At 63.0% G+C, this 11,689-nt stretch carries 12 protein-coding genes and 2 pseudogenes; 2 read left to right on the top strand and 12 right to left on the bottom strand.

What is annotated here, in order from left to right; all coding sequences use genetic code 11:
- Positions 1-8: 8 nt before the first annotated feature.
- Both WEA77_RS14425 and WEA77_RS14420 read left to right on the top strand, forming a co-directional pair.
- Positions 9-446 (top strand): MarR family winged helix-turn-helix transcriptional regulator, encoded by a 438-nt coding sequence (locus tag WEA77_RS14425; RefSeq protein ID WP_368068573.1) that lies wholly within the window; start codon positions 9-11, stop codon positions 444-446.
- Positions 447-711: 265 nt separating this feature from the next.
- Positions 712-1,134, top strand: a pseudogene (locus WEA77_RS14420) (organic hydroperoxide resistance protein).
- Positions 1,135-1,144: 10 nt separating this feature from the next.
- Here the strand turns inward: WEA77_RS14420 and WEA77_RS14415 are convergent.
- The 12 genes and pseudogenes from WEA77_RS14415 to WEA77_RS14360 all read right to left on the bottom strand — a co-directional run.
- A complete protein-coding gene (locus WEA77_RS14415) occupies positions 1,145-1,780 on the bottom strand; it encodes a hypothetical protein (protein ID WP_368068572.1) in 636 nt (211 codons plus the stop codon).
- Positions 1,781-1,884: 104 nt separating this feature from the next.
- Entirely contained in the window at positions 1,885-2,292 is a 408-nt protein-coding gene (rbfA, locus tag WEA77_RS14410; protein WP_368068571.1) for a 30S ribosome-binding factor RbfA, read from the bottom strand.
- Positions 2,292-2,819, bottom strand: coding sequence for a YcxB family protein (locus WEA77_RS14405; protein WP_368068570.1), 528 nt, complete (start codon positions 2,817-2,819; stop codon positions 2,292-2,294). The genes rbfA and WEA77_RS14405 overlap by 1 nt, the downstream gene beginning before the upstream one ends.
- A gap of 9 nt (positions 2,820-2,828) precedes the next feature.
- The gene (gene infB / locus WEA77_RS14400) at positions 2,829-5,390 is read right to left on the bottom strand and encodes a translation initiation factor IF-2 (protein ID WP_368068569.1); all 2,562 of its coding nucleotides are present in this window, start codon (positions 5,388-5,390) and stop codon (positions 2,829-2,831) included.
- Between the two features lie 55 nt (positions 5,391-5,445).
- Complete coding sequence (locus WEA77_RS14395) at positions 5,446-6,129, bottom strand: RNA-binding protein (RefSeq protein ID WP_368068568.1); 684 nt, start codon at positions 6,127-6,129, stop codon at positions 5,446-5,448.
- Positions 6,104-7,873, bottom strand: a complete 1,770-nt coding sequence (nusA, locus tag WEA77_RS14390) for a transcription termination factor NusA (protein ID WP_368068567.1) — start codon at positions 7,871-7,873, stop codon at positions 6,104-6,106. The genes WEA77_RS14395 and nusA overlap by 26 nt, the downstream gene beginning before the upstream one ends.
- Positions 7,870-8,466 (bottom strand): ribosome maturation factor RimP, encoded by a 597-nt coding sequence (gene rimP / locus WEA77_RS14385; RefSeq protein ID WP_368068566.1) that lies wholly within the window; start codon positions 8,464-8,466, stop codon positions 7,870-7,872. Before rimP ends, nusA begins: the two co-directional genes overlap by 4 nt.
- Before the next feature lie 79 nt (positions 8,467-8,545).
- Positions 8,546-9,289, bottom strand: coding sequence for a hypothetical protein (locus WEA77_RS14380; protein WP_368068565.1), 744 nt, complete (start codon positions 9,287-9,289; stop codon positions 8,546-8,548).
- Positions 9,290-9,904: 615 nt separating this feature from the next.
- Positions 9,905-10,114 carry a cold-shock protein gene (locus tag WEA77_RS14375; protein WP_291039562.1) on the bottom strand — a complete coding sequence of 70 codons (210 nt, stop codon included), beginning with the start codon at positions 10,112-10,114 and terminating at the stop codon, positions 9,905-9,907.
- Positions 10,115-10,299: 185 nt separating this feature from the next.
- Positions 10,300-11,001, bottom strand: coding sequence for a tRNA (guanosine(46)-N7)-methyltransferase TrmB (gene trmB, locus WEA77_RS14370; protein ID WP_368068564.1), 702 nt, complete (start codon positions 10,999-11,001; stop codon positions 10,300-10,302).
- Between the two features lie 12 nt (positions 11,002-11,013).
- Positions 11,014-11,439, bottom strand: a complete 426-nt coding sequence (locus WEA77_RS14365; protein ID WP_368068563.1) for a helix-turn-helix domain-containing protein — start codon at positions 11,437-11,439, stop codon at positions 11,014-11,016.
- Between the two features lie 56 nt (positions 11,440-11,495).
- Positions 11,496-11,689, bottom strand: a pseudogene (locus WEA77_RS14360) (apolipoprotein N-acyltransferase); the annotation flags it as partial.

Below are 11,689 nucleotides of genomic sequence, written 5' to 3'. Positions count from 1 at the left end.
ACACGACCATGACCAACGCCGAAGACCCCCTGCTCCTCGACATCCAACTTTGCTTCGCCCTGTATTCGGCGTCACTTCAGATGACCAAGCTCTACAAGCCGCTGCTGAACGAGATCAGCCTGACTTACCCGCAATACGTCACCATGCTCAGCCTCTGGGAGACGGACGGCGTCACCGTTGGCGCGCTTGGCAAGAGGCTCTTCCTCGATTCCGGCACACTGACGCCGCTGCTGAAACGGCTTGAGGCCGCCAGCCTCGTCACCCGCACCCGCAATGCCAAGGACGAGCGACAGGTGATGATCCGCCTCACGCTCAAGGGCCGCGCCCTGAAACAGAAAGCGGCCTGCATCCCGCAACAGGTCGGCGCCAGGGGCGGGCTGTCAATTTCCGAATTCCTGACCCTGCGCAAAACGCTCAAGAAACTGCGCGCCGCCCTGGCTGCCTAGAGATTTGCGGTACCGATCTTGCGGGCAAGCCGCCACTCATACTGAGAAGACGAAGGATGGGCAAAGCCGGACTGCCTCAGGCACCGGCGCTCCTTCGACTTAGAATGAGCCGTTCGGACAGGCGGCGCAGATCATCTCAATCGAAGCTCCAGACCCTGCATCCGACCTCTCCACTCTTTTCCATTACAGGAATGTTTACACTTTTATATTGTGCACAATATAATTGTATACTATATATCTTCCATCACGGGCAAGGAGCTACCCCGTGAACATCCTGTAAACAGCCCACGCAACATCCTCTGGCGGGCGTACCGGCGAAGCGAAAACCGATGACGGACGCCTCAGGGTCTCGCTCGCTACAGTCAGGGAATTTGGCGGCGCCGATGGGCCCGGCACGAACCCGGAGCAACTCTTCGCGGCCGGTTATGCGGCCTGCTTCCATTCGGCCCTCAAATTCGTGGCGGGCCAGACAAAAATGAAGCTGCCGGCGGACACATCGGACACTGCACATATCGGCATCGGCCAGAACCCGAAAGGCAAAGGCTTTGCGCCTGGCGGGGCGCCCGAAGTGTCTCTGCCCGGCGCGGGCCGCGCTGAAGCCGGAGCGCTAGTGGAGGAGACACACGAAGTGTGCCCCTATTCAAACGCCGCGCGGGGCAATGCCGGCGTGCAACTGCACATCGTCTGAAGCGAGAAGATCAAGCCTTCCCTGCGGCCGGATACCCTGGCGGGGAGGCGCCTTCCTCGTCGTCGAAGACGTCAGCCTCGATCGGCCGGGACAGCGGTACGGACGCCGCAACACCCTTCGGAAGCCGCAGGTTCACGATGTCGAGGTTGAGGTCGAAATCGCCGGTGACGCCCGCGTCGCCGGTATCCATCTTATGACGGACAACATCGCGTATCTTGATGAGGACATCGCGGTTATTGTCGACGAGCGGAATCTGGCGGCCATCGGACGTGCCGATCAGCAGACGGAAATAGGGCTCCTGTTTCTTCAGCTTCATCGCGATCATCGCCGCGCGGATGCCAAGAACGAAGCCAAGTACCATCAGCACGATACCCGCCAAAAGGGCGATCACACCGTCGCCTTGCGCCTGACGGATCGCCCACCAGGCAAAGCCGACGAGGCCGAAGAACAGCATGCCGACGCAGAACGTGGCGTACATGCTTTGCGTCTTGCGATTGGCAGGCGTGTCCCAGGGAAAGAACTCGTGCCGCTCGACCGACATGGTCGCGATGCGGCGGATGGCGATCGTGTCGTCCGCGAGTTGCAGTGACGCAGACGAAACCTCGCCCTGGCGTGCACCTTCCTGGTCGATGGTCTGGCGTTTCATGCCCTTTTCCCCGGCTTCTTGCCCGCTGTTGGTGTCGATACTGGGCGAAAACCTGTCAAATGACAAAGCATCAAGGCAGAAACGCGGCAAAACGTTCCTTAAGGTCAGCCCTCGATATCGCGACGCACGCGCGGGTCCGACAGGAGGCGGTCGATGGCGGTCGCTTCGTCATATGACTTGTCGGCGATGAAATGCAGTTCGGGCGTGAACTTCAGCTCGATCTCGCGGCCAAGCCGGCCGCGCAGGAAGGTGGCGGCCCGGTTCAGCGCGCCGGCAAGACGGGTGCGACCGGCCTCGGAATCGTCGCCGAGCGGAGCAATGTAAACCTTGGCGCGCTTCAGATCCGGCGAGCAGCGCACTTCGCCGACCGTGACGAGCACGCCGCTGAGTTCCGGATCGCGCAGATCCTCGCGCGAAATGATCTCGGCCAGGGCATGGCGAATGATCTCACCGGCCCGCAACTGGCGCTGCGACGGAAGGCCGGGTGTGGACGTTTTCTTGGCCTTGGCCATCAGCGGGCAACCTTGGACTGGACATATCGGGAAAAAGCCTCGCAGCGTGCGGCGTCGCTGCCGAACCAGGCATCGGGAATGATCAGCGTATCGGCGCCGTCGATGAACACCGAAAGGTGAGCCTTGCCTGCGTTCACCTTGCGCACACCTGCCCATCCGACCCGGGTTTCGACTGGACCGCGCCGCACGCTGAGGCACTCGTCCGAAGCGGAAACTTCGGTGTCGAGGCTGCTTTCGGTGCCGCGCCCGGGACGGTTGCGATAAGACCAGCGCATGAAGATGATGTACCACGCAATTCCAGCAAAGGCAGCCAGGTTGGCCGAGACCAGCAGCTGCGAGATGGGGCCCCATCCCAGCGAGCGGGCGCCGTCCTTGGCCAGGAGGGCAACGCTCGCCGAGATGATCGGGGCGGTCAGGCCGGCATAGTAAAGTGCCATCGGCCCGATTGTGCCGGACCGGCTCACCCGGACCAGCCGCTTCAGGTCACGGCTTTGCAGCCGACCGGAAACCCGAAAGGTATCGCTCATCCGCCGAGACTAAGCGAGCGTCCTTGCGATTTCCTCTACCTGGAAGCATTCAATTTTATCGCCGACACGAATGTCTTCGTAGCGTTCAAAGGCCATGCCGCATTCCATGCCCGAATTGACTTCCTGGACTTCGTCCTTGAAGCGCTTGAGCGTCTTGAGCTTGCCTTCGTGGATGACGACGTTGTCGCGCAGGAGGCGCACGCCGCAGCCGCGCAAAACCTTGCCTTCGGAAATCCGGCAGCCGGCAACCTTGCCGACCTTCGTGATGTTGAACACTTCGAGGATGTCTGCATAGCCGAGGAAAGTTTCCCGCTTCTCCGGAGCGAGCATGCCCGACAGCGTGGATTTCACGTCGTCGATCAGGTCGTAGATCACCGAATAGTAGCGGATCTCGACGCCTTCACGCTCGGCGAGGTCGCGCGCCTGCTTGTTAGCGCGGACGTTGAACGCGAAGATCGGCGCATTCGACGAACGGGCCAGAAGGACATCGGATTCCGAAATCCCGCCGACCGCGCCGTGGATGACCTTGCCGCGGACTTCCTCGGTTGAGATCCTGTCGAGCGACATCGAGATCGCCTCGACGGAGCCCTGCACGTCGGCCTTGAGGACGATCGGAAGTTCGCGCGTTTCGACCGTGCCATCCTTGAGACGCAAGAGCAGCTGGTCGAGCGAGGCGCGGGCGGCGGAACCGGCGGCGCCGGAAACCTGGCGTTTCGCGCGTATACGGTATTCCGTGATCTCGCGGGCCCGCGATTCCGAATCGACGACCACCAGGGCCTCCCCCGGATCAGGCGCGCCGTCCATGCCGAGCACTTCCACCGGAAGCGAAGGGCCTGCGCCGTCAAGCTGCTGGCCGCGCTCGTCGACGAGGGCGCGGACCTTGCCCCACTGGGCGCCGGCCACGACAATGTCGCCGCGCTTCAGGGTGCCGCGCTTGATCAGCACAGTAGCGACCGGGCCGCGGCCCTTGTCGAGCTTGGATTCGATCACCACGCCGTCCGCTTCGCGGTTCGGGTTGGCTTTCAGTTCAAGCACTTCGGCCTGCAGCGAGATGGCGTCCGTCAGCTCGTCCAGACCTTCACCGGTCTTGGCCGAAACTTTCACGGCAATTGTCACGCCGCCCATCGATTCCACCTGAATGTCATGCTGCAGGAGGTCTGTCAGCACCTTGTCCGGGTTGGCGTCGTAAAGGTCTGTCTTGGTGACGGCGACGATGATCGGGACACCGGCGGCCTTGGCATGGTTGATCGATTCAATCGTCTGCGGCATCACCGAATCGTTCGCCGCAACCACGAGGATTGCGATGTCGGTGGCGTTGGCGCCGCGGGCGCGCATCGCCGTGAAGGCCGCGTGGCCGGGCGTGTCGAGGAAGGTGATTCGCTCGCCGGATTTCAACTGAACCTGGTAGGCACCGATATGCTGCGTGATACCGCCGGCTTCGCCGGAGACGACATCAGTTTTGCGCAACGCGTCGAGCAACGAGGTCTTGCCGTGGTCAACGTGGCCCATGATCGTGACAATCGGGGCGCGCGATTGCAGGTCGGTGTCATCGTCGACTTCGCCTTCGAGGCCGATTTCAACGTCCGCTTCCGACACGCGTTTCACGGTGTGTCCGAATTCCGACGCGATCAGCTCGGCCGTGTCGGCATCGACGATGTCGTTCCCGCGCAGCATTTCGCCCTGCTTGAACATGAATTTAACGACGTCAGCGACGCGCTCGTTCATGCGGCCGGCGAGATCCTGCAGCGTGATGGTCTCAGGCAAAGTGACTTCGATGGAAACCTTGTCACGGTCTCCGCCGCCGCCCATTTTGCGTTCGCGTTCGCGCTCGCGCGCACGGCGCACAGAGGCGAGCGAGCGTTGGCGGTCTGCGTCGTCGCCGAGGGCGGAGGCGATGGTCAGCTTGCCTTGCCGGCGTGCGCCGGCATCGCGGCTGCGGGCCGCTGCTTCGCGGGCCCGGTCGCCGGCGCCGCGGTCGTCCTTGACCGGCTTGCCGCCGCCGCGCTTGGCGCGGCCGGCATCTTCTTCTTCAACCGGCACAGAGGCGGCGGGAGACGCCGCTTCCGGACGCGTGCGGGCCTTCGTCGGCCGCTCGACCGCATGCTCTTTCGGAGCCGCTTCGGCAACCTTGCGGGCTTCTTCTTCAGCCTTGCGGCGGACTTCTGCGTCGTCGCGGTCGCGGCCTTCCTGGGCCTTTCGCTCCTGCTCGGTACGCAGACGGTCCTGCGACGCCTTTTCCTTCTGCTGATCTTCTGCGCGCGCGGATTCTTCCGTCTTGCGGCGCTCCAGAACCTTCTGGCGGGCCTTCAGCTCGGCGACCGTGATGCCCAGCTTCGAGGCGAGGGCGACGAGCTTCGCCTCCATCGACACGGCCGCAGCGGCCGCCGCCTCGGTGGGCTGTCCGGCGACAGGCGGGCCGCCTGCCGTGACGGGCCGGCGTTTCTTGGTCTCGACCACGACCTGCTTGGAGCGGCCGTGGCTGAAGCTCTGCTTCACCGTGCCGGAAGTTTTCCGCACGACTGTCAGCGGCTTGCGGCCACCGGAATTGTCTTGATCGTTGCTGTCGCTCATTCGTCCTACATATCATATTCTGAGCCGGGCCGCCCATGCGCCCCGGCAAAATCCGTTACCGATCCGGTCCTGGGAACCAGTCAAGTTCGGGGGCCACTCTGAAGCCGGTCAGGCGCCGATAGGCGATTTCCCAGTTCTTTGCGATGGCGCCCCGGCGGACGAGGCCGTGTATCACACGGTCGCGTCCGAAAGCCATGCCCAATTCCTGTGCGCTGAGCGCACCCGCCACTTTCACGCCGCTATATAGGGCTTTAGCGAGAAAATACACCTTGTTGCGCCCATCCTCTGCACCATCGCTGGCTTCGAGGAGGAAGGCAGGTTCCTTGCCGCGCAGCGCGTCGCGCACCTGATCGTGGCCCTGGATCGCCTGCCCCGCCTTTCGGGCGAGGCCGAGGAGTTCGACGCAGCGCTTGACCAGAAGGCGTTCGGTGAACTCCGATAGTCCTTCGGGCACCGTGACGGCGCTCTTGAAGCCGCGCGCGAAGGCGCCTTTCGCCGCGGCGGCATCGACATGCCGGCGCTCGGCGGCGACCCAGACGCCCCGGCCCGGCAGGCGGGCGGCGATGTCCGGCGTGACGACATTGTCCGGAGACAGAACAAAACGGATCATCGCTTCCTTCGGGAAGCGTTCGCGGGTGACCCCACACTGACGCTCCGGCGATGCCGAAGCATCGCCGTCCACGTCTTCTTCATTGTCGGGGATCAGACCCGGTTCACTGTTCGGGTACGGCTTCTTCATCGCCGCCCTCCATCTGCAGGTCTGCGAGGTCTATTCCGAGCTCTTCAGCCAGGGCTTCCTCGTCATCATCGGAGTTGTTGTTGCCAAGCTCGCCGAGGGCGAGAAGCGCGCGCTCGTCTTCGGTCAGCTCGGGCGCCACTTCATCGCCAGCCTGCTGCGCGATCAACTCATCGACAGCTTCCTGCTCGATCCAGCCCGCGATGACGCGCGCCTTCATGATGAACAGCTGGGCGTCGTCCTTGCGCATTTCGCCCTTCTTCAGGATGCCTTCGACCCAGACGGGCTTTCCGTCCGGACCCGGCTCGCGGTACCCGGTGATATCGTCCGGAACGAGGCCGGCGACGTCTTCAACCGACTTCACGCCCTGCTCGCCAAGTTTCACGGCGAAGGACGGCGTCATGCTTTCAAGCTCCATCACGTCATCTTCGACGCCGAGTTCGCGGCGCTTGTTGTCATTTTCGACGGCAACGCGGTCGAGGAACTCGCGGGCGCGTTCCTGCAGCTCTTCGGCAACGTCCTTATCGAAGCCTTCGATGGTGATGAAGTCTTCCGGCGCAACGAAGGCGATCTCTTCAACCGACTCGAAGCCTTCAGAGGCGAGCAGCTGGGCGAGCGTTTCGTCCGCATCCAGGGCTTTCATGAAGAGGTCCGTGCGCTCCTGGAATTCCTTCTGGTAGCGCTCAGAATCCGCCGACTCTGTGATCAGGTCGATCTGCCAGCCGGTGAGCTGGGAGGCGAGGCGCACGTTCTGGCCGCGCCGCCCGATGGCGAGCGGGAACTGGTCGTCGGCGACGACGACTTCGACGCGGCGCTCGTCTTCGTCGAGCACCACTTTAGAGACTTCGGCCGGCTGCAGCGCGTTCACGATGAAGGTGGCAGCGTCATAGTTCCACGGGATGATGTCGATCTTCTCGCCAGAAAGCTCGCCGACAACCGCCTGCACGCGGGCCCCGCGCATACCGACGCAGGCGCCGACGGGATCGATGGAGCTGTCATTCGAGATGACGCCGATCTTGGCGCGCGAACCGGGGTCGCGAGCGCAGGCCTTGATCTGGATGACGCCTTCGTAGACTTCGGGCACTTCCTGGGCGAACAGCTTGCGCATGAAGTCCGGCGCAGCGCGCGACAGGAAGATCTGCGGGCCCTTCAGTTCGCGGCTGACCTTGTAGAGGTAAGCGCGGACACGGTCGTTCGGCTGGAAGTTTTCGCGCGGGATGCCGTCATTGCGGCGGATGATGCCTTCCGCGCGGCCGAGGTCGACGATGACGTGGCCATATTCAACGCGCTTGACGATGCCGTTAATGACTTCGCCGACGCGGTCTTTATACTCATTATACTGACGTTCACGTTCGGCATCGCGCACTTTCTGCGTGATCACCTGCTTGGCGGTCTGGGCGGCGACGCGGCCGAAGTCGAAGGGCGGAAGCTCTTCCTTCAGTTCGCTGCCAACTTCCAGCGTCGCATCAATCTTCTTGGCTTCACCGAGGCGCAGCTGTTTGGCTTCGTCTTCGAAGTTCGCTTCATCAACGACCGTCTGCACGCGCCACAGCGTCTGTTCGCCGGTCGCGGGGTCGATCTTCGCGCGGATGTCGTGCTCCTGGCCATATTTGGCCTTGGCGGCTTTCTCTATGGCTTCCTGCATCGCCTCGATGACGATGCGCTGGTCGATTGATTTCTCTTCCGCAACCGCCTTGGCGATCTGCAGGATTTCAAGCCGGTTGGCGGAAACGCCTACGGTGGTCATTGGAGATCTCCTGTCTCTTCTTCGTCTGTGTCTTCGCTCTCGTCGATTTCAAAACCTTCGAGGTCGTCTTCTTCGTCGGGCTGGGGCGGAAGGTTGCCGGCCGCGCGCGCTGCTTCAATCAGTTCGTCGGTCAGCACCAGGGTCGCCCGGCTCATTTCATGGACGGCGGCGACCAGTTCGGTCTCGTCGTCGAGTTCGATATGCGCCCCGTCCTCCCCTTCCGACACGATCGTGCCCGTGAAGCGGCGGCGGCCGTCAATCGGGCGGGCGAGTTCGATCCGGACGGCATGGCCGATCCAGCGGGCGAAATCGCCGGGGCGGGTCAGCGGCCGGTCAATGCCGGGGGTCGAGACCTCGAGGATATAGGCCTCGGAAATCGGGTCGGCCTCTTCCAGCACCGGGCCCATGGCGCGGCTGAGGCGGGCGCAGTCCTCGACATCGGTCGCCGCCCCCCCGGCCTTTTCGGCCATTACCTGAAGGTGGGGCCGGCGGCCGCCCGAAACCCGCAGGCGCACGACTTCCATGCCCAGACGGTCCGCAACGGGGCGGATGATGTCCAAGAGGCGGCGTTCCTGTTCAGTCAGGGCGATCATGCGGGGCGCGGCAGTTCCAGATAAAGAAAAACGGCGGACCCGTTTCCGGACCCGCCGCCGATATATTTCGACTTGGCGGCTAGATAGTCGCAGTTCTGAGGTTTGTCGAGGGGTTTGCAGCCTTAATCCCGGTCGTCACGAAAGCGCGGCCTGTCCTGACGAAATTGAAGGGAATGATGCCCGGCCGGTCATTGTCCGTGCGCACGCAGTCCGGACTTCTCTGAACCTCGTCGAAATACCACTCCATGGTCTTCATGGACTTCATGGTCTTCATCACCGCCTCTTCGAACTGGCGGTCAGGCGCAGCGGCAAGCACTCTGGCATTCTCCATCTTTGCGTCGACGATCCCGAAACCCTCGATCACGGCGCCAACATATCCTTCTCTCAGCGCGCTGGCAGGGTAAACCGGTTCAGGCGCCTTGCGCAAACCACCGCTGCAGGCGGGAGGCGAACGCTCCCGGTCCTTGTAGTAGGCGGTCCTGATCGCTCTGGGTTCTTCGGCGATATAGATTTCAGCCGCCTTCATCTGGGCGCAGGTTGCCGTGCCCTCGGACTTGAAGAAAGCCTCGACCGCCTGGCGCCAGGCGAAGGCCTGGTAATCGAGGGTTTCCGGCTCAGGGCGCGGACTTCCGGACTTTCTGTTTTCGAGATGAAACGGATAAAGGGCGACCTCCAGTTTCGCCAACCGGTCGATCACGCCTGTATCGCGGGTGCGCCCGAAAGCCGTTGCGACGGCGGAAAGCTCGATCGTCGTCCAGTTCGACGCAACAATGTGCCAGACGGGCTTCAGGTGACCGGCGGCCAGTTCGGCGACCTTCCCCATTTTTCGTCTGGTTCTTCGCCTGCATCTTGCTGAGATGGTAGCGGTCGAAAGCGGCGATCGTCAGATAAGTCGGCGTTTGCGCCGCACCCGCCTGAAGCGCCGCCATCAGTGCCTTGTCATTGGCCCTGGTCTGGTCCGCTTTCCATTTCGCAAAAACCACCAGCAGGTTCGCCAGCCATTCCGAGACGTCTTCGGTGCCGGGGCCGGTCATCAGCAGTGCGGCGGCGAGGGGGCCCGGTCGCAGGCGTTGCGCAGGCGTTGCGCAGGCAGAGCTGGGTGCCCGCTTCGAAGGCAGCGCCGCGCGCATTCGGATCGTCCAGGTTGGCGAAGGCCGCCGCGATCAGCGCCCCGGCCGTCTGAATGACAGCCGGCAGATCATTGCCTTCGAGCGCTGAGTTGAAAGCGCGAATGACTTCGGCGGTGCGGACGCCTGTAAAGTGCCGGAGAAGAAGAAGCTGGCGGCGAAGCTGACCAGAAGCGCCTTCATGTTCGTTGCAGTTTTCCTTCGCCCCGGCGCTCAACAAAAGGTTGCCAGCCTCAGCGCCCGGGTCAACCTCAAAACAAAAGCGGCCCGGACGAACCGGACCGCTCCTGACATTGACGACAGAACGTGCCTTAGAGGACTTTCAGGTCCACGGCCGAGGTTTTGCCGCGGCGTTCGTCCTTATGCAGTTCATACTGGATGGACTGGTTCTCGGCGAGCGTGCGCAGGCCCGAACGCTCAACGGCGGAGATGTGAACGAAGACGTCCGCACCGCCCTCATCCGGCTTGATGAAGCCGAAGCCTTTTTGGTCGTTGAACCACTTTACTTTTCCGGTTGCCATAATGGCCTTCCTTTACCGTTCCGGGCCGCGGCAAGCACGGGATTGCGCCGTGCCGGTGCCCATCGAAAGCGGAGGAGGGAAAGTCATTGCCGTCGGTCTGACGGGGTCTTGATATTCAGACCGACCGGTTTCGATGCCTGATATAACCACATAAACCGCCGGAAATGTCAATGTTATCCACAGGGTCAGATGCGAACCAGATCGTACCATATCGGGTCACTGTCACCGAGTTTCTTGGATTCGTAACGGGTCGTGACATGGTCCGCGGGCGGATGGCGCCAGTCGTCTGCACATGTGGCGGTCCATTCGAACCGGTCATTCCCCAACCAGGCGAGCAGGGCCTCCTCGGCATAGCTGGCGACATCGGTGGCAAAGCGCAGCCGGGCGCCCGGGGCAAGGACGCGGGCGAGCCCGGCCACGAAGTCCGGCTGGACGAGGCGGCGTTTCTGCTGGCGCCGCTTCGGCCAGGGGTCCGGGAAGAGAATGAAGGCGCGCGCGAGGCTGGCATCCGGAAAGGCCGCGATCAGCCGGCGGGCATCATCCGGCCACAGACGGACATTGGTGAGGCCGTTGTCCTCGATGCCGGCAATGGCCTTGGCGACGCCTTCGACGAAGGGCTCGCAGCCGATGAAGCCGATATCCGGATTGGCCTTCGCCTGCGCCACGAGATGCTCGCCGCCGCCGAAGCCGATTTCCAGCCAGACGGCGGGGGCCGCCGGAAAGAGCGCGCGCGGATCAAGCGGCGCCTCGCCCGGATCAGGGACGCGCCAGTGATCGAGGCGGGTTTCGAACAATTGCTGCTGGCGGGGGGAGAGCGCGCGCCCGCCAGTGCGCCCGAAAGTGCGGATCGGGCGATCCCGGAAGTCGTCCTTGTCAGGCGTGTCCATCAGGCGCGCCGGTCAGTCCTGGCTGGAGGCGCGCTGATCGAACGCGCAAGCCGCCGCGCGCACAGTGTTCAGGAGCGACTTGCGCAGTGACAGGTCTTCGATCTTCTGGAAAGCGGAGATCAGCTCGAGCGTTTCCGGTGTCACCACCGGGGCGTGGGGTTCGGTTTCATCTTCGGCGAACTCGGCATGTTCGGCTTCGAGGAATTCCTCTGCGCCTTCGAAGAAATAATTGATCGGCACCCCAAGTACGCCGGCGATCTCGTAGAGGCGGCCGGCCGAGACGCGGTTGACGCCTTTCTCGTATTTCTGGACCTGCTGGAATGTCAGCTCAAGGAGTTCCCCGAGGCGTTCCTGCGTGAGCTTCAGCTCACGGCGGCGCCACCGGATGCGCTGCCCGACGACGCGGTCAATACCACTTGGAAGTTTGCTGTCCGTCATCGTCAACCCCGATCCTCGTCCGGCGTCCGGCCGCGTTCCGGGCCTCTTTTAGGGACTTAACGCCTCCAGCTAAGGAAGGCCAGTAGCGCAAACAGGCACAGGCTGAACCAAAAAAGTCCGGCTCCGAGGCGTGTCTGAAAGACGGTCACCGGCGCGGGTTCGGGTATGCGGTCGCGGCCATAGCTGGTCGTCCAGACTTCGGGCGCGGTTTCCGCCGGAAGGGTGCGCATCGTCTCGCGGCCATACCCGT

The sequence above is a fragment of the Hyphomonas sp. genome, assembly GCF_040882205.1.
In the GTDB taxonomy this organism is placed as follows: domain Bacteria; phylum Pseudomonadota; class Alphaproteobacteria; order Caulobacterales; family Hyphomonadaceae; genus Hyphomonas.
The sequence above is the reverse complement of the archived record's forward strand: the minus strand, read 5'-3'. Positions and strand labels throughout refer to the sequence as shown.